Here is a 20,534-nt window from a genome sequence, read left to right as displayed (position 1 = left end):
GAATGGATTTTATGAATGTTATTGGAATTTTAAGAATGCGGAATTACTTAATGTTGTGAAGTGAAGGTACATAAAGTATAGATTGATTTATATTAATTCACAGTTTCAGGCGAGTGTGATTAAAGAGGCTATTTTTAAGGCACTACTATTTCACTCCTCCGGGGTTGTAACGATTTTTTCCGGATAATTACAATAATTTAGTCAGCCTTTCAGGCTTACAAATCTCAAATAGATAACAGGATTGTAGTAACAAAAAGAACACAATATCCTTACATCCAAAAAGGGTGAAATAATGTTGTTGTAAATATCCATTGTATTAGCTAATATCAATGTGGATGTAACCTGTGGTAAGTTCGCATTCCAATCACTTACTATTGCTGTTACTCTCCGCCCGGAGACATGCGTTAAAACAATGTCACGCTGTACTCTTTGTGCTCCTCTGCGCCCTCTGTAGTTCAAAAGATTAACCGTCATCATTCTTACAATACCCTCTGCTTTTCCCTTTCATTTATTTGTATTTTAAAGTGATGAATCTTGGTCGCAAGTGATATGGACGCCTGGTGATATTCTCTATAAAGTTAAACGAGTTTACGTTATAACTGATCAACAATTCACCCGGTTTTGAAAGGTGCGGATGCGCCTTAGCGTTATAGGTATAAAAATCAATGGCATCATATATTTCAGGTGTTTCCCATATTTTTTTATACGGTTGAAAAGGTCCTTCCGGCGAAGCACCTACCTGCACTACCACATTAGGCGAATTAGTATCCAATTCATACGTTGCAAGTACACGTCCATCATCCATAAAAGATACACTCATTTCATTAGAGATCCTATCGGTTAATGCGGCGGCGGCATTAATATCTGCATTCCATGCAGCGCCATCCCAAAACCGCCATTCATCAAATTGGGTAAATCCGGTATCTTTTACTCTTGCTACCAACAGTTCTTTTTTAGCACCTCTTACACCATACACATAAATATAGCCATCCGGATGCGGCGCACCGGCACCTACGGTATTGGGCAACACATTAATGCCAAACACCACTTTACCTTTTCCGTTACTATCCTTCAAAAAGAACGGCGTATCATACTGCTTTTGGTCGGTGTAAGGTGGCTTGCTGTTTTTGGGTATGGCAATAAGCGACAATCCAATATCATCAAACGGGTAAATACCGCCGGGAACGGTCTTCACCAGGTAAGCAAAAATATACACGGTGCTGTCTGCTGCATGATTAAAAAAGCCATCACCCAGCCAGTAATAATTGCCCGGCTCCGACTTAGGTGTATGCGGCTCAAACATAGAAAGCGAACGTCCTGCACTGTCTTTTCTGTAATAAAACTGAATATTATTTGGGTCTGGCTGATCGCCCTGCAAATAAGCAACGGAATTGTGCAATAATTCCCAATCCGACTGTAAAGTGTCTGCTACAATATTGCCAATGATGCAATCACTAAACCAGAAGAATGTATTGGTTTTATCTGCTTTGCCCGGTGCTTCCACGCCATTCATGGCCACGCTATAAATGCCATCGGCACCAATCCAGCCTTTATTGTGCCGCAACATTTCTGCCCATTGCGGAGCGGGCGTGGTAATCATCTGGTTGGCTGTATCTTTTTCATACCATCTCGCATGAGATACGGCATTGGTAGCTGCAACAGGTTTTGCATCCTTGCAGGATATGCTTATAAATAGTACGAAAAATAAACAGCCGGTTATATAGGTTTTGACTACGTTCATGGATAATTTTATTGCAGTAGTTTAACTCTTATAAACCGGGGGCGATACAAGTTTGGATATACTTTTATATCATTCCAAAAGTCAAACGAATTGACATTATAGCTGATGAGTAATTCGTTTGGATTGGAAAGATTGGTGTGTGCTTTTGCGTTATATACAATGAAATTTTTAGCAATGTCCGGCTCTTTACATTCCCATAATTTAATGATAGGACCAAACGGACCTTGCGGATGATTACTCAACCGCAAGCCTACACCACGGCCAATACCGTCTGTTTGAAATACCATTGCATATCTCCCATCCGGTAATGGACACACACTCAACTCGTTGGAGGCGTGGTTGGTAATATTGGCTACCTTGCTGATGTCTTTATTCCATGTACTGCCATCCCAAAAACGCCATTTGTCAAACTCTTCAAAATCCTTTGGTAACACTCTTGCCACCATTACATTTTTTTCTTTGCCGCGCAGTCCATAAACATACACATAACCATCGGCGGTTTTATAACCTGCAGCTTTGATATTGGGAAAAATGCAGGCGCCGAAAGAGCCTTGTATATCAGTAGTACCAGCCAAAAAGAACGGCGTATCCATTTGCTGTTGATCGCTATACGGCGGCTTGCTGCCCTGTGGAATTTTGATGAGCACATTGCCAAATTCGCCAAAGCCAAATACTGCGGTGCTGGTATCGTGTATGCGATAACCAAAAATATAAGTAGCGTTGTTCTTTGCGGGGTTTACAAAGCCATCGCCCAGCCAAAAATAATCGCCGGGTTTGGTATTGGGCGTATTAGGAATAAACATCGATTCCGGCGTACCATCTGCTTTTTTATTTACATAAAAACGGATGTTATCTTTCACCGGTTCATTGCCCTTGATGATGGCAACAGAATTATGCACCATCGTGTAGCCTGGCTGCAAACTATCATCTACAATATCGCCAAACATCGTATCGCTAAACAGTAGTGTGGTTTCACTGTCTTTGCCTGCGCCTGCAGTATCCACACCATTTTTTGCAATGGCAAAAATACCGTCGGCACCAAACCAGCCAGACTTTCTATAAAAAAGATCACTCCAGTCATCTGCTGCTTCCACCGTAAACTTCAAAGAAGTAAGATCGGTATTTACCGGTGATTGTGAAATATGCTTGCCAGATGAGCAGGAAAGTAACATAAATATACCGGCACTAATGGTAAGCTTTAATGGATTATTATATGGTTTCATGTATCATGTTTGCTAGTTATAAAATCATTGCTATTTGTGAGTATTGGATGGTGAGTGAGAAGCTAATACGCACAACTGATTGCTCACCACTTATACTCTCAATCTGCTGCTTCGTAAGTATATACAAATACTTCATGATCGGTTAAGCCAAATGCACTTAAATCCAATGCTATATCCATTACCCATTTATCTTTTGTTAATGACTGTACATTATACACTTCGGTAGTGATTTTTGTACTATCAAATACCGAGTGATACGTTTGGGTAAATGTTTTTTCATCTTCGCTCAACGTCCATTTATCATACACATTAAAGCCATCAAACAAACAGCCCTGCGTACCAAAGTCAACAGCAATGGTGCTATCGCGGTGATACATAAAGAAATTGTCTTTTTCACAATCCTGTTCATTCTCTTCAATAGGATCAACGGTCGTCCATAGTTTAGAAGTCAGTTTCCACTTGTGCGAGTAAATAATTTGTGCACCGGATGCTGTAGTATTTACCGTTAAATCCTTCTCAGCCACATTGCCTTTTTCATCCTCAAAATGAAAATTAATGCCTACGAGCTTATCTACTTCTTCGGGCTGATAGGTGTAGGCAAAAATGTACCGGTACATATTATTTCCAATACTTTCCGGCGTTACTGTCGTGGTACCAAAGGCACTGTCTGGTACAAGGTTGATAGTCTTTGAAAGCACTAATATTTTAGCTCCATACGGTGCAAGAATATCCAATGTATCCAACACCTGCTGACCGCTTTTTCCGGTTACGTTTACCGGGTGTAATTTTAGTACAGGCAAATTGGGGTCTGTTGTATCTTTCTTGCAGGATGCCAGCATCATTATGCAACAGGTAAAGCAGCAGATTGGTATAATGTATCGTTTCATGAATAGGAATATTTTTGTTGAATAATTACAGCTAACGGCATTTTATATATTGCTTGTTTTTGGTACAATCAATGGCTCTGCTTCTACGTTTTTCACCTTCCAAAACCGCTCTATTTCTTCTAATGATTTTCCTTTGGTTTCGGGAATTAATTTATAAACAAACAGGAAAGCAAGCACCGACATCAACATATATATCCAAAAGGTAAAAGCACTGCCAATAGAAGCGAGCAACATAGGGAATGACTGCGATACGACATACACCGAAGTCCATAAGAAAAAAATACAAACCGACATTGCCATGCCCCTGTTGCGATTAGAGAATATTTCGGCTATTACCACAAATGCCAAAGGGCCAAGTGATACCGCGAAGAAAGCGATGTAAGCAAGGATAGCAACAAGCACGAGGTAGCCTTTTGCCATATCAAAATAAAAGGCACTGCCCACAATAGCAAGGCAAACAGCCATGCCGGCACAGCCCAGCAGCAGCAACGTTCTTCTGCCCCAGCGATCAACATATTTTATGGCAACGAGTGTGAATAATAAATTGATAGCACCTACCAGCACGGTTTGCAGCAAAGCCGAATCTGTGGCATCGCCTGTAGATTTGAAAATTTCCGGCGCATAATACATAATAGCATTGATGCCCGTAACCTGCGAAAAAATACACAGCACCACCCCTATTATCAACGGCTTGCGAACTGCCGGTGCCCATATATCGGCAAAGGAACTTTTTTCAAGGTTTAATGTTGCCTTGATGTCTTTTACTTCCTCTTCTGCTTTTGCCGCGCCATTGATTTTTGTAAGAATGAATTTTGCGGCAACCCACCGCTGTTGTTGTGCCAGCCAGCGCGGACTTTCGGGCACAGAAAATAAGAGGATTAAAAAGATAACAGAAGGAATTAAGCCGGAGCCAAACATCCAACGCCAGCCGGTAGTGATATTCCAGGTTTCATCGTGCCAGCCGGCGATAGCTGCATTTACAAAATAGATTAATAAAATACCAGAAACAATGCCCAGTTGATTGATAGACACCAATTGCCCGCGTATGTTGGCCGGCGCAATTTCGGCAATGTACATGGGCGCCAGCATGGAGGCAACGCCAATGCCTAAACCGCCAATAAACCGGAAAATAACAAACCATGTAAGACTCATCGGCAACAGAATACCTGCCGAGGAAACAGCGAATAAAATGGCAGATAAAATCAATACTTTTTTACGACCAATGGCATCACTTAATTTGCCTGCAAACATAGCGCCTGCGATACAGCCTACTAATGCACACGATGCAATCCAGCCAACCATGGTAGCCGAAAGGCCGTATTGCTTTTGGATAAAACCAATGGCACCTGCCACTACAGCCGTATCGTAGCCAAAAAGAAGCCCGCCAATGGCTGCTACGGAGGTTGCTTTATATACATACCCTTTATTGCCGGTAGTATTCATAGTGTATTAATTAATGCGGTAATCAGTTAAGTTATCTGTTCTTACAAAAGCTTTGATGGTAGCGCATTGTTGACCATCACTTTCGCCATACGGACGAATAGTATATGCGCCTACGTTGGCAGGCACTATAAAGGTTTCTGCATAATGAATAATGTACGGCTCAAATGCGTTGGAAGGGCTTTCTATAATGGCTTCCCTGCCTTCAATCAGGTTGAGCACATTCACAATCCCGTTTGTATTGTGCGCTACTTTTTTAGTAAACCAATGTCTTCTTGTTTCAATAAAGGAAGTAGCATCCAGCCCGGTTCTTTCTTCTATCCAGCCATCGCCTTCACCTATTCGTTCAAATTGATTGATGATGTGCTCCTTTGTCCATGCCGACGTCCTGTTCCATTGAATTACATTCTTACCATGCTCCAGCGATATGGGACGCGGTTTTCCATCCAGTCCCATCCGGCCCCAATCCCATAATTTAAAAGTAAAGATGTAAGGTGTAGCACTTATCTCCAGCACTACCGTATCGGCACCGGAGCAATGGATGGTTCCGGCAGGTATGAGTATGTGATCATGCTTTTTAATAGTCCATTTGGCTACATATTTTTCTGCATCAAAATCACCACCTTTTTCCTGCGCCTGATGCAGTTCGTGCAGCATGGCGTTTTTGTTTATGTCTTCTTTCAAACCCAGATACACAAAGGCATTTTCTCTTGCATCCAGTATATAATAGCTTTCATCCTGCGTGTAGCCCATTCCAAATTTTTCGCGGATGTATTCTCTTAAAGGATGCACCTGCAGGCTTAGGTTTCCGCCTTCTATCGTATCCAAAAAATCGAAGCGGATGGGGAACTCTGCACCAAACGCCTGATATACTTTTTTACCCAGTAACTTTTCAGGCTGCGCAAATACAAGATTAATAGCCGGTGTTTCGAACAACACCTCTCCAAAACGAAACAATAAACTATTTTCTTCGGGCACACAATCAAAACCCCATGCATAATTGGGTTGATTGTCATCTAAATCGCACACTTCTTTCAGCCACTGCCCGCCCCAGGGACCGGGATCAAAAAATGGAACGACTCTGAACGGTCTTTCTACGGTGTGTGCCAAAGCTTCCTGTAATGCTTTGCCGGTGATCATTTTTGGCCTTCCTGGTATCGTAGTATCCAGCACAAAATCCCAGCGGTTCAGGAGTGTTCTTTTATGCCGGTCTAATACACGCCAATCAACAAAAAAGCTTCTTTTGTACTGGTAGGAAAATTCAGCATCAGTATTGTCTGCTCCCAGATTGCTAATATTTTTATTACGAAAACGCAACTGTATTTCCCAGCGCGGCATATCGGCATATACAATCAAATCAGCATCAGGAGCAATGAGTGTAGCACCATAACCTATAACAAAAATGATAGTTGCTGTTGCTGCGCTTATTTGTTGCTGTAAAACCGTTGTTTTTTGTTCACTAAAAAAGCTTTTTAACTCCAGTGGAGTGATGTAGCCAAACACAGGATCGTCTGTTACAAAAGGGAACACCATTTCTGCTGTTTCCGCATTGCTGCGCATAGCAGATAATGTATAAAATAACTGTGCAGCGGGAAAACCTTCCTGCAGGCAAGCTGCAATCTCCTCCACATAAACGCCGTGATAACAGTCAACGGCAACTACCACCTGCTGAGCATTCTTTTGAAAGATGACATTACTCAATTCGTCCGTTATATCTTCCCATCCTGCCGTACAGCGATGCCCGTCAATAGCTACATAAGGTGCTTTGTCAAAATTTGATTTTTTCAATACTTTGTATTTATGATTGATATACTAAATAAGCCGCTCCAAGTAGTGCCGCCGTATTAATGTTTTGTGCTTTCTCTACTTTTACTTCTCCCCACGGCGTCCACGCATATTCAGCTACTTTTTGTTGCAAACGTGGAATGATATAATCCGCACTCCTCATTACGCCTCCGCTTACAATTAATATTTCGGGGTCGTAAGCATGAATTAAATTAACCGCACATGCGCTCCATACATTTATACATTCTTCTCGCAACTGCATTGCCAATGCATCTCCATTAGCTGCACACCGGAATATAGATTCGAAATCAATTGCATCTTCCGCTGCTAAGGCGCTCTCTGCAAAGCCTTTTGATACCTTTGCAATTCTTGCAATATTCCAGGTAGAAGCCTCTACTTCCACGCAGCCATAATTGCCGCAATTGCACCGTTGCCCATGTATGTTGATGGTAAAATGCCCGCCCAGGCATCCAGCCTGAAAGTGTTTTCCACGTAGCACCTTTCCTTCTATTACCGCCGACGAACCAACGCCGGTACCAATAGTCATTATTACTACATTATCACAGCCTTTACCCTTTCCATATTGCCATTCACCAATGAGGGCGCAGCGTGCATCGTTTTCTAATTGTATGGGTATATTCCAGTTTTGCTTTGCCCATGCACTCAGGTCTAACTGCGGTGCATCATTAAACTTATTATCAATAGATAAAATCTTCTTTTTTTTACTATCCACAATACCGGGTATGGATATACCCATTCCGAAAACCTTATGTATGTCTATGCCTTGTTGCCGGAGCATCTCATCAATACAATGCTGAATAAAAGGCAATCGTACACTTAAACCATGCTGAGAATAAGCATCCATTTCTTTAGTGCATAGCATGTTTCCATTCTCTGCTAAACCCAATTTTATTTTGGTACCTCCTAAGTCCATTACTATGGCTATGTTGTTGTTCATGATTTTTATTGCTCACAAATGATTATTTCTCACAGATAAAAAATAATTTTACCTATTACCTGCCTCGATCTTCCTAAATGCTTATATCGTTTATTGCTTTATCACAATTACATGCAATACAGATGCGCTCAGATGAATGCATTTGTTTCATGTATATCATTTTTATGATGAATGTTGTTATGGAATAGTATTAATAGTTTCTCTTATCATCCGTGCTCATCTGTGTTACCTGTAAGACATTAATATCCATCATTCTGTTTCAGATTCGGATTTAAATCAATTTCTCTTTGTGGAATGGGGAATAAGTAATGCTTTGGTTGCGGTGTAATACCCGGCTTGGCAACAGGCACCAACTTTTCCAATGTATGCGTACGTGCCAGATCAAACCAGCGCTGTCCTTCTGCCACAAATTCCAACCTTCTTTCCTGCAACACAGCAGCACGAAATGCTTCCTGGCTCAAACCCACATAATCAGGCACGGTATTGCGTTCGGCAACGCCATCCCAGCGGGCACGTTTACGCACCATATTGATGTAGGTGTGTGCTTCAGCCGAATTGCCTAATTCATTTTCAGCTTCTGCATACATCAGCAGTACATCAGCATAGCGTATTACCGGATAATCATTGGCAGAACCATTGCCTTGCGGCTCAGCAGCGCGATCCCAATATTTTTGGATGTATGGTTTTATCGTAGTAACCGTTCCATCGGGGTTGTGAACTTCTGTGATATAAGTTACTTCTCTGCGACGGTCCTGCGGGTCATAAGTATCGTACAGATTTTGAGTAGGTGTTTGCCAGCCTTGTGCATTCTGCACGCCTTCCACACTCAATTGCGGTGGCAACAAGCGTACATTAAACTGCCCTACTTCCCAAAAGATAATAGCGCCGCCTGCATCGCCAAAACCTACGGAAAAAATGGCTTCCTTGCCACCACGGCTGGAGAGCTTAAATACATCTGCAAAATCATCCCACAACTGGTACTGACCGGAGTTGATAACTTCCTTGCATTTGGCTGCACAGGCAGTCCAGTCCTGCTGTGTTAGATATACTTTGGCAAGGATGGCTTTTGCAGCGCCTTTGGTAGCACGCCCGCGACCTTGACCCGGGGGATAACTGTCGGGCAAATCTTCTGCAGCGGTAAGGTCTTGTATGATTTGGTCGTAAATGGCATTTGGCGTAGTTACAGGCGGTGTTAAAGGCTCCACTTCTTCCAATACCAACGGAATGTTTCCAAACAGGCGCACCATATCGAAGTATAATAAACCACGTAAAAAATGTGCTTCATTTACCAGCCTTGTTCTTAGTGTTGGATCCATGTCAATACCGGGAATTCTTGCAATGGCAATATTAGCAAGCGTAATGGCTTTGTAGTGCATTGTCCATGTTTCCTGCAACCCGTTGTTGATGGGACTTTCAGAAAATTTACTGATCTGGTCAATGTCCGGTGTAAAGATGGACTCATTGTTCATCTCATCGGAAGCAACACCTGCAATCACCCAAAACGTACTGTGATATACACCTGCTGTTGAACCGGTGCTGGTAGAATTTAAGTACGCATAAATAGCATTGACGGCTAAAATGGCGTCATTTTCTGTTTGATAAAAATTGGTAACAGCTACTACATTTTTGGGATCTTCTGTAAGGAATTTTTCACAGGAAGAAAGCATAAAAATGCAACAGCTAATTATTGTAATAATGATGAAATACCCTTTCATATTGCTAAGCTTTTTCGTTATAATTTATAATCCCAAACTAACACCCACCGTATATGTTTTTGCCTGTGGATAACCACCCTGGTCAATGCCAATCAGCGTAGTGCTTTGTCCATACGTGTTGGCTTCGGGGTCAAAGCCGGTATAATCGGTAAGTGTCCAGATGTTGGTGGCACCTGCATAAATCCTGAGATTGCTGATGCCGGCTTTACGCAGCCATTTGGATGGAAGATTGTAACCAAGCGTTACATTTTTCAATCTTATGTAAGAAGCATCTTCTACAATAGCCGAGGAGAAAATACCTACATCGAGGCTGCCGGATGATAATGCACGCGGATATTGCTTGCTGCCATTTTCGGGTGTCCACCTGTTTAAGCCGGCTTCTGCCAATACATTATTTTGCCCGGTAAAATTCAGCAGGTCGTAGTTGTTGAAATTAGCCATTTTATTGCCCTGCGAACCCTGAAAAAAGAAGCTCAATTCAAGTCCTTTATAAGACAAGTTGTTGCTGAAACCCCAGGTAAACCTGGGCTGCGCACTGCCCAGAATCGTGCGGTCATTAGCATCTATTTTTCCATCATTGTTTATATCGCGGTACTTCCTATCACCGGCTTTTGCCCGTGCAGCAGGATTAGCAGAAGAGGCTTCCTGCCCAATCAGCACCGGACTTTTAGCGGCTTCTTCATCACTCTGAAAAATACCATCGAAAATATACCCGTAAAAAGTTCCGATAGGCAAGCCGGTTCTCAATAAACTGCCACCAAGCAATAATATATCGGTCTCTGTATTGAGGTTGGTAACTACATTTTTATTTACCGATACATTCACTGCTGTACTCCACCGCAAAGCACCTGTTGTGTTAATAGAACGCACATCAAAATCCCATCCTTTATTCGATATATTCCCCACATTCAGCAACGTAGTGCTAAAGCCTGATGTAGTAGGAATAGGCGTAGAAAGCAAGAGGTCAAATGTCTTTTTCTGGTAATAATCCACTGTAGCATTCAGCCGCGCATTGAACAGCGAAATATCCACGCCCACATCTGTTTGCTTTGTACTTTCCCATTTCAGGTTTTTATTTACATAGCTTAATGGCTCCAAACCGGTATATACTTCACTGCCATTGGAACTATTAAACACCCCTTCACCATAAGGACCAACCAATGCCAGTGACTGGTAAGGCGGAATAGCCTGGTTGCCGATAACACCATAGCTTATCCTGAATTTCAGATCGGAGATTGCTTTTGCATTTTTCAGGAAGTCTTCTTTAGAAACGCGCCAGGCAAATGCACCCGATGGAAAGAAACCATATTTATTACCAGCGGCAAATTTGGAACTTCCATCTGCACGACCGGTCAGGGTAAAAAGGTACTTATCTTCGAGGGAATAATTTACTCTGCCAAGAAAAGAAACGAGGCTCCATTGCGATTCATTATTGGAAGGTTTTTGTGGCTTTAAACCGGCTGCAATATTATGGTAACCTGTTCTGTCGTCAGGGAAATCAAACGCATAGGCAAACAAACTTTCGTTGTGAAATTGTTGTACGGTAAAACCTGCAACAGCATTCAATACATGCTTTTCTTTAATGGTTTTATTGAATGTAAGTGTGTTTTCGTTTAGCCATGTTAAACCCTGCACCGTACTAATAGAAGCCTCGCCCTGGCTGGCTTGTGTACGTTTTAAAAAGTTAGGTCCAAATGAGTTCTCTTTTTGCGTAAAACCATCAATACCAAAGGAGGTTCTAAACTCCAGACTTTCCAAAATTTTATACCGTGCATACACATTGCCCAATATCCGGGAACTGGTAGTGTAAGAGTTGTATTCTTTGGCATCGGCAATAGGATTGCCTAATATTTTTCCCCTGTCATTTTCAAAAGTATAACCGCCTTTTACGGTAGAATCATATACCGGCAATACCGGATTAAACAATATGGCTGCACTTACCACGCCGGGCACAATCGTACCAGCATTTGTCAATACACCTGTTGAAGCAATTCTTGCATAGCTGATGCTATTACCTACGGTTAATTTTTTATTGATTTCCCTGTCGAAATTGGTTCTGAAAGAATATCTTTTAAAGTTCGAATTGATAATAATGCCATCCTGGTTGAAGTAGCCGCCGGATATAGCATATTTTGTTTTTTCGTCACCGCCCGAAAAGGTTAATTGATAATTTGCCATTGGCGCAGTTCTGAATAATTCGCCCTGCCAATCGGTGCCCGCACCTAAGTTTTTGGGATTGACATACACCGGCGTTGCGCCCGCATTAAGCTTGGCATCGTTTACCAGAGTAGCAAACTGTGCAGCGTTTAATAAATCGAGCTTGTGCGCTACTTCCTGCTGCCCGTAATAAGCATCTACACTTACGGTGCCGGTGCCCGCTTTACCGCGTTTGGTAGTAATAATTACCACGCCGTTTGCACCTCTCGATCCATAGATAGCCGTAGCAGAAGCATCTTTTAAAATTTCAATAGACTCTATATCATTTGGGTTGATAGCTGCCAGCGCACCAATACGCGGACCCAGCGTAACGCCGGTAGTCATATCGCCGCCATCGCTGCTTACCAGCATGCCATCAATCACATACAGCGGCTCGTTGCCGGCATTGATAGACGTAGTACCGCGGATGCGTATGGATGGTTCCGCGCCGGGCTTGCCACTGGTTTGCGTTACCTGCACACCGGCTGCCCTGCCCTGCAAAGCCTGGTCGAAAGAAGTAACGGGCACCGCTTTTATTTCATCGCCTTTAACTGATACTACCGAGCCAGTAAGATCACTTTTCTTTACAGCCCCATAACCAATTACCACTACCTGCGACAACTCGTTGCTTTCACTTTCCAGCGTAATCGTTAAATAGGATTGATTTTTTACAGGGATTTCCTTTAGTTTATAGCCTACATGCGATATAACCAACACGGCTTTGTTGTCGGGAACAGTAATGGTAAACTCCCCTTTTTCGTTGGTTATGGCAGTAGTGGAAGTACCTTTTATACTAATGCTTGCACCAGTTAGTATATCGCCGGAGGGGGAAGTTATTTTTCCGGTTATTGTTCTTCCCGCAGCCTGTGCCAGTAATTGCTGTGAGTAGCATAAGGCAATAATAAAAATGCAGGCAGCAATTAGTTTTGTACAGTATTTCATTGGCAAAAAATTAATCGTTAATAAGCAATCAGTTGTTGGCAAAAACCAACTTATTAATGGCATTTATGATTGGTGAGTAGCGAATGTTGATGAAAGGTGAATGTAGCGTATAAATATTTCGAATTCCCACCCACAAGCAACGTTCTCCGCATTTCCTCAATCCCGTGCTATATCAATTGTGTAGGTAAAACTATCTGCCCGGTAATAACCCAAATTATATTCTATGGGCCGGTCTCCGGGGTCGCATACCACTCGTTTACGAAACAGTATTGGGTCGCCAACGGCTATATTCAGCTTGTCAGCAAGCTTTTTATTAGCCAGTATGGCACTGATACCCTCTTTTGAGATTGCAACCGCTATATGGTGTTCCTGCTCCAGTTTTTCATACAGCGGCTTAGTATAATCTTCGTCTTCTGTAAGTTCTGTTCTTGGATGGAAATAAGAAATAAAATATACGATCGGCCCTTTTTCCAATCCCCTTAATCGTTCCAGTTTTACTACTTTTACACCTTCTGCAATATTGAAGAGTTGCCGTATTTCCTTGTCGGGCAACACTTTACTTACTTTAATAGCATAATTCTTAAAAGAAACCCCTTTTTCGTCCATTTCGTGCGTAAAGCTTGTCCATTTGTTCAGCTTGGTGGCAATGTTGTTTTTTGCCACTTTAGTACCTACGCCTTTCTTTCTTACGAGTAATTGCTCATACACCAGTTTGTTGGTAGCCTGCCTCACTGTGTTTCTTGAAATACCAAGCCGTTGTGCAATATGCACTTCATTAGGAAGCAGCTTACCGTTTTGATATTCAGGCTGCTCTATCAGTTTTCTCAGTATTTCTTCTACCTGTAAATGTAATGGCAATGCACTTCTATGGTCAATTACAAAGGCTTCTTCCATCGTTAGTGTAGTATGTACATATGTTCATACATACAGTAAAAATAGTAGTTCTATCAATATGTTCATACATTTGAACAAAATATTTTTTCTGTAAAATAGCGGTGCCGGATTGTTGTAATTAATGGAGGTAAAGAAGCTGCTCTTTTACACCCGGATATGCCGTGGCAATACTTGAGCAGCCACCTGTACAAGGCTATAATTTTTTACACTTCTTTTCTTTACTTAATAAGCCATTGACGAGTGGAACGCAATTAGCTTTGATTTTACTGTACTTTTTAATTTCACTTACCATTTACCATTCATCTCAATACATTCCCCGATGCCGGTAATCGCCAAAAGGTGGTCTTACAACCCGTTTCAAAGGGATTTGCATTCCACCGGTTTGTCCTAGCCAATCGTACAATTCATTAGCCATTTTTTTTGCTGTATCGGCATATTCAGGTTTATAAATAAGATTGGTGGTTTCATCAGGATCGTTTTCCAAATCATACAATTCATTAGTATCCCAAATACCATAGTAGCGGATGTATTTGAATTTATCTGTACGCACGCCAAACACCGTTGGTGTCATCGGAAAATCGTACTCCCAATAGTACTCGTAAAATATTTTGTTTCGCCAGTTGGTAGAGTCTCCTTTTAGCAGTGGTATAAACGATTTGCCGGGCATAGTGGCAGGTGGTTGCAGGCCGGCAGCAGATAATATAGTTGGTGCTACATCAACATTTTGTACCATTTTGGTAATGGTTTTGCCGCCGCTAAAAATCTCCGGACAATACACTAAAAAAGGAACTTTTACTGACTCTTCATAAAAATGCCGTTTATCAATTAAACCATGCTCCCCAAAGCTAAAACCATTATCACCCATATAGATAACCAGTGTGCTTTTATCCAGTCCCTCACTCTTTAAATAGTCCATCACTGCACCAATGCTTTCATCTACCCCCATGAGGGTTTCGCAATAGGTTTGTACCAGTTCTTCAATGTCCTGGTGCGTATGATACATATAATCCACGCCATGCCAGCTATAGCGCTGCTGCTTTACCCATTCCGGCCAATTCAGCTTTTTGTAATCATCCGAAAGGGTTTGGTAATAGGTGGGTGGTTTGAGATATGGTTGATTTTTATACATACCTGCATGGCGCCTGGCAGGTGTCATTGGAGCATGTACGGCTTTGTGCGATAAGTACACAAAGAAAGGCTTGGATTTGTCTCTATTTTTCAGCCAGTCAATAGCATGCTCAGTAAGCAAATAGGTGATGTAAGTAGAATCGCTATAGTGCACCTGCCTGCCATCAATATTGAGGGTAGGATTGTAGTAAATGCCTTGTCCTTTAAAGCTTTCCCAATGGCTGAAGCCCGGCCGTGGATTGTCTGATGCAGTTTCTTCGCCCATGTGCCATTTACCAAAAAAAGCCGTTTGATAACCTGCTTTTTGCAGGTATTGGGGAAAATAAATATTGCCGGGTGGTTCGGGTGCTGCATTATCAACAATGGTGTGCACATGCGAGTATGCGCCTGTAAGAATAGACGCCCTGCTGGGTGAGCATAAAGAAGTAGTGACAAAAGCGTTTTTAAACCAGGCACCCTCATGATATAAGCGGTCCATGTTAGGTGTTTTAAGCCACGGCAACCTGCCGGTAAAACCCATAAAATCATAACGATGATCATCGGTTAAAATGAAAATGACATTCCGGGGTTGTACGCCTCCGATTTTACTTAAAACAAGATTCTGAATTTGAGATTTACCCTGTTGCTGAGCATGTACGCTGATACATAAGAGCTGGGAGAAAAAAAGCAAGCTGAACAGAATATTATTCTTCATAAGTCAATTGTTTTATTCCTGCACCGGTATTCACTTTTATATTAAGTACAAAATACTGAAATCGGCTATTACAATCAATTTATTTCGTTACAGTAGTTTATTTTTCTACTCCGGTTTTTATTACTGCTCCGTTTCTATACTCAAGTATAATAGCTTTATGTCCTATTCACATAGCATTTACCATTAAAATATCCGCTTTTTCCAGTGATATTAGTTCGCCATTACACACCCGTCTTTCCGGAAATGCAGCTTTCGTTTCTCCATTATATTAAAAATGCAAACTACTCGTCACTGTGCAAATACCGCCCTTAAGAAATAAATTATCTTTACAACTTGGCGGCGCTATTTGCATAGTGACGAGCAGTACCAACTTAATTTAAGCGCTACTGATTATCTGGTTACCGATACAATCTTCACCGGTCCCAACAACCCTGAGGGCAACAAAGGTGAATTAGCCTGATAAAACGGCATGGAAGTATAAGTAATCTTGTTAGTAACACCTGGTTGTGCATCACCAATAATACGGTTGACCCATAGATTGGTGACTTTTATCTCTACTTTATTTGCACCCTGTTTCAAGGCACTTGTTATATCTGCTTTAAAAGGATGTTTCCAGATAACACCTAGTGACTTTCCGTTCACAATTACTTCTGCCAGATTTTTTACATCGCCCAAATCCAGCCATAGTTGCTCCTTGTTGCTAAACCAGCTTGCGGGCGCATCAATGGTTTTGGTATAAGTAGCTATACCGGAGAAATATTTGATGCCTGCATCCGTGTTATCCGTGTATGAAATTAGCTTATCGAATGTTGCATTGCCAGGTGCACCACGATTAGGTTGAAAGGCAACATTCCAACTACCTTCCACAGTAGCTAATTCTTTTTCTGTCGTGGGTGGCACTGTAAAGGAAGTATTGGTAGTATTATTTCTAAATACCACAAACACTGCATCGTTGGGCGTTAATGGCAATGCCACTTTGGTAATACCATTGGCAATCGTGTAAGAAGCATCTTCAGTTTCACCCGTTTCCGGATGCCATATTTGAGGTGCCTTACCTGTTACGCGGAAGGAGGCTTCAATAGTTGTTGCATTATTACTGCGGTTGTTTACCCAGTACAAATCACCATCATTTAGCTTACGATGTACATACAATAGTTTGATATTTTGATCTGGCTTAGTATAAACAAAATCAGGTTGAACATTCAATGCAGGCATTACTTCACTCAACATTTTGCCGGTAAGCACTTTTGCATTGTTGCTATTCCAGATTTCATTTACAATGTTGTGAAATTCGGTTGAATCATCTGCAAGGCTAGGATCACTTTCCGGCTTCATACCGGCAATGGCTGCACCTGCTTTTACGAGGTCTCTTATCTTACGCAAAACCGGTAACGACATTTTGCGTGCATTACTATCCAACACCAACACCTGATAACTCATTCCGCTGGGTGTAACCAGTTTACCGTCTTTAACCGATAATAAATTCACCAATGCATCGGCATTAATAAAATCGTAATTATAACCTTCGGGAATATCCGGTAATTTTTTGCCAAATAAAGCAGTGATATTATTATCCTCACCATAATAATACACAATATCAGCCGCAAACTTACCTTGCTGCAGCATATAAGATGTACGTGCAAGATAGGTAGTCCATGTTTTTGCATTATCTGCCCAGGTTTCATGCCTGTTAAACCACTGACCGAATGGCCCAAGGCTCAAGCCGGGAATTTTATCATCTACCGGCTGATGCACCGTAGAGTGAATCATAAAGCGGTTGATACCGCTGGCAAATTCCAAATCTGCTGTAGGCTTTAGGTTTTCAGGGGCATAAGAATAAGCAGCGCCACCTAATCCAAAAGCAGTCATGGATTCAGCGGCTGCGAGGTTTTGTCCGTAGATATGCGCTACCGATGCCGATTCGCGGTCATCTGCCTGATAACCAGTTTGGTCGCCGCCGTTCATCATTAAGTTAGGCGTCCACATGGCAGACATTGGTACAGCGGCTTTTCGCTTTACTTCCATACCATCGGCAATGAGGGCACGACCACTTTCGTGCGATTCGGTATAACGCTTCATGCCATACTGTGCTAATATATTGGTTAGTGCATCGTAATGATATTCGGCAACCAAATCACTCAATGTTTTTCTAAAATCCCATAAAAATTGCTCGCTGGCTTCTGCACTTTTTACTACATGTCCTGTGAGTACGGGCATCCAGGGCAGCATACTATAACCGCGACGCTTTTGAAATTCCTGTAGCATGTTGGGCGTCCAGTTTTGTGCACCAGCTTCCCAGCTATCTGTTACCAGGTATTGCAATCCACCTTTGCTGCCCATCAAACCACCGGTAGCATCTTTATAACTATCTAAGTAAGTAGTAAAATAATTTTTAACTGCCACCGGGTCTAATTTATCTACTTCCAAACCGGTTGCCTCTGGTGTAGCAGGATGGTTAGTAATACCGGTTAATGAATATCCAAAACGTACAATATTCCAGTTGCCTGCAGGAGCCGACCAGTTGAGTGTACCATCTGCGTTTAGCTTATTAGCAAGATCAACAACATCTGTTGTATTCACCACATCGTTGGCAGGTGCAGTTGCTTTTTGGTATAATGCTGTGGCAGGTGCAAACGCATCTTTTTCTTCAAACATATTTACACGTGCTATCGGGTGCAGCACTATTTCTGCTATCTCCGTTCCGGGAGAAGGCTTGGGCGGCGCAGGTTTAGTGCCCATAAACATAGCCGTTAAGTCTATGATTGGTGGTGGATTTTTTACCGTAACCCTGAAATATTTTGCAGTTGTTACCGGAATATTGATGGTTTGCTGCAATATGGCGCCGATGGGAATTGTGCAAATGGCTTTGAAATTAGTACCATCATCACTCGCTTCTAATGTGCGGGCATCTTTAGCATCACCACCAAAACCAAAATTGCCGGCATTGCCACCGCCTACCATTGTTATAGATTGGATAGTTTGCGGCTGCGGAAAGGCGAATTGTATCCAGGCAAAACCTTTAACAGTATCAGTTGGTAACAACGTTGTTTTTGCCAAATCTCCATCGGTTAATTGCTGCACATTGAAGTTACCGCCACTGGAAGTAACCACCGCACCTAATTCGCTTAAGGCTTTATCTGCATCCGGCAATTTATAAGCAATTACAGCGATGTCTTTGTAAAAACCGGGCACTTCTTCTGTTGCATTACTCATTCCAAATTCCGGCTGCTTCGGTATGTTTTGAAAAGGGCCGGTTATACCCGACGGCTTTGGTACAGTAATGTTGGTAGCACCGCCTCGTACACGGGTTTCTGTCCATACCACTTTCTTCATACCATCTTGTGGTTGCACCCATGGGCCGCCACTTTCGCTCCAGCCAGGCGATCCGGCAATGCCCATTTCCAAATGCAAAGAGTCGGTAATCTTGGCCATAAAACGGTAGGCATCTTTCCATTCCGGCGTCATGTATACCAATCGTTTTTCAACTACTTGTGGTGTTGCCAGGTTGGCATCAAAGTTTTGAAAGCCGCCAATACCGGAGTGATGCATCCACATCAAATCTTTACGGATGCCGTCTTTGGTAATATTTCCCTGCATCCAGTGCCACCATACACGCGGCTTGGCAGAGCTGGGTGGCGTGGTAAAATGTTGATACAAGCTGTCGTTTGGTGCAGGCTGTTGCGGCTGGGCAAATAAAGCAGTGGATGCTAATAATGCCGCTGAAAGAATGGTAATTTTCTTCATTATAACAAGCAATTTAATTTTGTTGTGTTGGGTGTAAGCAATGAGCTTAAGCGTACGCTCAATAAACTGTTTATCGCTCTAAATTAGAGTATGCAAATTGCCAACTGTTATGAACTGGTATGATGGCGTATAAAATACGCAATGGAATTGCACGTTTTGGGTTTGCTGCAAAAAAGCTGCAGTTTTAATATTCAATATGGAGGTAGAAAAATAAAAAAATTAAGTATAGAATAGATGAATACTATTCGCGAATATTTAGACGATTCCTGGGTGAAGAACGAACATGCAGTTTTGAACCCATTGATGAAACAACAAGAAGAGCCGCCGGTATCGCTGCAAGAAGCCAGTGCACAAGTAGAGCGACTAAAGCAGCAGAGCCAGTCAGCCATAAAGAAAGGACATGGTACAACGCAGTCGTGAGACCATTGGAAGATACTGTGCAAAGGTTCTTCGCCGTTACTTCACCCCTTTTACCAATTTGATTTCTTTCTCTGTTAAGCCGTACCATTGGTACACCATTGCATTAATTGTGGTGTCAGTTTCTTCAATGAGGTGTTGAATATCGGCAGCTTTTTTGTTCTTCAAAGTATTGCAGCTATTCCTGCTGTTCGGATAAGGAAAGTTTTATTTTTTATTTGTCAGGTTCTTTTAAAAATTCATTAGGTAACAAGGAATATCAGGATTGCAATTTATTGTTGATGTTGAGTGCGGAAAATTTGGTTTGAAGTAAATGAGTGAATTGTTGAGATAGTTGATTGAGTTCTTTATTCTTGCCAAGTATTATATCTGCTTTCTGAATAAATGGTCGTTGATCTTTAAGATGCAATAATTTTATTGGTAATCTTTTAAATTCAGCAACTCTCATTTTAGAGAATAAAGTATCAAACTCATTATTCGTATATCGAAAATAAAAGGCAAGTATTGCTGAAACATATTTGCAATCGAAGTCTGAGTTGCAATGTAGAGCGATGTACAAACTTCTGTCAATTTTGAAGTTCTCCTCTATATAAGTGCAAACAAAATTTTCTCCAAGTATCTCTCTACACAAAATATGTTTGCTCTTAAAATATTTTTCCCAACTCGCCGATTTGTGAATGAAATGCAACTCTGTAAGAGCAATATATTAGCAGCCGCCAAACACATCAAAATAAAACAAGCCCCATCGGAGCGATACATTTTTATTACTA

Annotated in this window: 14 protein-coding genes; 1 reads left to right on the top strand and 13 read right to left on the bottom strand. The window is 41.9% G+C overall.

Annotated elements, in window-relative coordinates:
- Nucleotides 1-508: 508 nt before the first annotated feature.
- The 11 genes from FC093_RS02305 to FC093_RS02255 all read right to left on the bottom strand — a co-directional run bounded on the left by FC093_RS02305 (nt 509) and on the right by FC093_RS02255 (nt 19,347).
- Nucleotides 509-1,741, bottom strand: a complete 1,233-nt coding sequence (locus FC093_RS02305) for a DUF4185 domain-containing protein (protein WP_137260110.1) — start codon at nt 1,739-1,741, stop codon at nt 509-511.
- Nucleotides 1,742-1,749: 8 nt separating this feature from the next.
- Nucleotides 1,750-2,964, bottom strand: a complete 1,215-nt coding sequence (locus FC093_RS02300; RefSeq protein ID WP_137260109.1) for a DUF4185 domain-containing protein — start codon at nt 2,962-2,964, stop codon at nt 1,750-1,752.
- Nucleotides 2,965-3,062: 98 nt separating this feature from the next.
- Nucleotides 3,063-3,851 carry a hypothetical protein gene (locus FC093_RS02295; RefSeq protein ID WP_137260108.1) on the bottom strand — a complete coding sequence of 263 codons (789 nt, stop codon included), beginning with the start codon at nt 3,849-3,851 and terminating at the stop codon, nt 3,063-3,065.
- Nucleotides 3,852-3,893: 42 nt separating this feature from the next.
- A complete protein-coding gene (locus tag FC093_RS02290; RefSeq protein ID WP_137260107.1) occupies nt 3,894-5,294 on the bottom strand; it encodes a sugar porter family MFS transporter in 1,401 nt (466 codons plus the stop codon).
- Between the two features lie 6 nt (nt 5,295-5,300).
- On the bottom strand, nt 5,301-7,079 hold the full coding sequence (locus tag FC093_RS02285; protein ID WP_137260106.1) for a class I mannose-6-phosphate isomerase: 1,779 nt from the start codon (nt 7,077-7,079) through the stop codon (nt 5,301-5,303).
- 10 nt (nt 7,080-7,089) lie between these two features.
- Nucleotides 7,090-8,034, bottom strand: a complete 945-nt coding sequence (locus tag FC093_RS02280) for an ROK family protein (RefSeq protein WP_137260105.1) — start codon at nt 8,032-8,034, stop codon at nt 7,090-7,092.
- 239 nt (nt 8,035-8,273) lie between these two features.
- Entirely contained in the window at nt 8,274-9,701 is a 1,428-nt protein-coding gene (locus FC093_RS24770) for a RagB/SusD family nutrient uptake outer membrane protein (protein WP_206106487.1), read from the bottom strand.
- 72 nt (nt 9,702-9,773) lie between these two features.
- Complete coding sequence (locus FC093_RS02270) at nt 9,774-12,887, bottom strand: SusC/RagA family TonB-linked outer membrane protein (RefSeq protein ID WP_170970968.1); 3,114 nt, start codon at nt 12,885-12,887, stop codon at nt 9,774-9,776.
- Between the two features lie 156 nt (nt 12,888-13,043).
- Nucleotides 13,044-13,781 (bottom strand): GntR family transcriptional regulator, encoded by a 738-nt coding sequence (locus FC093_RS02265; RefSeq protein ID WP_137260102.1) that lies wholly within the window; start codon nt 13,779-13,781, stop codon nt 13,044-13,046.
- Between the two features lie 304 nt (nt 13,782-14,085).
- Nucleotides 14,086-15,603 (bottom strand): sulfatase family protein, encoded by a 1,518-nt coding sequence (locus FC093_RS02260; RefSeq protein ID WP_137260101.1) that lies wholly within the window; start codon nt 15,601-15,603, stop codon nt 14,086-14,088.
- Nucleotides 15,604-15,993: 390 nt separating this feature from the next.
- Nucleotides 15,994-19,347, bottom strand: coding sequence for a glycosyl hydrolase (locus tag FC093_RS02255; protein WP_137260100.1), 3,354 nt, complete (start codon nt 19,345-19,347; stop codon nt 15,994-15,996).
- A 234-nt stretch (nt 19,348-19,581) separates the two neighbouring features.
- Between FC093_RS02255 and FC093_RS02250 the strand changes: the two genes are divergently transcribed.
- Complete coding sequence (locus FC093_RS02250; RefSeq protein WP_137260099.1) at nt 19,582-19,767, top strand: hypothetical protein; 186 nt, start codon at nt 19,582-19,584, stop codon at nt 19,765-19,767.
- A gap of 36 nt (nt 19,768-19,803) precedes the next feature.
- Here the strand turns inward: FC093_RS02250 and FC093_RS24335 are convergent, their stop codons facing one another.
- Both FC093_RS24335 and FC093_RS24500 read right to left on the bottom strand, forming a co-directional pair.
- Complete coding sequence (locus tag FC093_RS24335) at nt 19,804-19,932, bottom strand: hypothetical protein (protein WP_262711008.1); 129 nt, start codon at nt 19,930-19,932, stop codon at nt 19,804-19,806.
- 91 nt (nt 19,933-20,023) lie between these two features.
- Nucleotides 20,024-20,452: a TaqI-like C-terminal specificity domain-containing protein gene (locus FC093_RS24500; RefSeq protein ID WP_394347964.1), complete on the bottom strand. Its 429-nt coding sequence runs from the start codon at nt 20,450-20,452 to the stop codon at nt 20,024-20,026.
- Nucleotides 20,453-20,534: the final 82 nt, after the last annotated feature.

Source organism: Ilyomonas limi, from assembly GCF_005233845.1.
Taxonomy (GTDB): domain Bacteria; phylum Bacteroidota; class Bacteroidia; order Chitinophagales; family Chitinophagaceae; genus Ilyomonas; species Ilyomonas limi.
Note: the sequence above shows the minus strand (reverse complement) of the source record. Positions and strands in the feature narration are given on the sequence as shown.

Coding starts and splice junctions, on each gene's coding strand:
- FC093_RS02305 (WP_137260110.1), bottom strand. CDS start 1,741: ATGAACGTAGTCAAAACCTATATAACCGGCTGTTTATTTTTCGTACTA.
- FC093_RS02300 (WP_137260109.1), bottom strand. CDS start 2,964: ATGAAACCATATAATAATCCATTAAAGCTTACCATTAGTGCCGGTATA.
- FC093_RS02295 (WP_137260108.1), bottom strand. CDS start 3,851: ATGAAACGATACATTATACCAATCTGCTGCTTTACCTGTTGCATAATG.
- FC093_RS02290 (WP_137260107.1), bottom strand. CDS start 5,294: ATGAATACTACCGGCAATAAAGGGTATGTATATAAAGCAACCTCCGTA.
- FC093_RS02280 (WP_137260105.1), bottom strand. CDS start 8,034: ATGAACAACAACATAGCCATAGTAATGGACTTAGGAGGTACCAAAATA.
- FC093_RS24770 (WP_206106487.1), bottom strand. CDS start 9,701: ATGCTTTCTTCCTGTGAAAAATTCCTTACAGAAGATCCCAAAAATGTA.
- FC093_RS02270 (WP_170970968.1), bottom strand. CDS start 12,887: ATGAAATACTGTACAAAACTAATTGCTGCCTGCATTTTTATTATTGCC.
- FC093_RS02265 (WP_137260102.1), bottom strand. CDS start 13,781: ATGGAAGAAGCCTTTGTAATTGACCATAGAAGTGCATTGCCATTACAT.
- FC093_RS02260 (WP_137260101.1), bottom strand. CDS start 15,603: ATGAAGAATAATATTCTGTTCAGCTTGCTTTTTTTCTCCCAGCTCTTA.
- FC093_RS02255 (WP_137260100.1), bottom strand. CDS start 19,347: ATGAAGAAAATTACCATTCTTTCAGCGGCATTATTAGCATCCACTGCT.
- FC093_RS02250 (WP_137260099.1), top strand. CDS start 19,582: ATGAATACTATTCGCGAATATTTAGACGATTCCTGGGTGAAGAACGAA.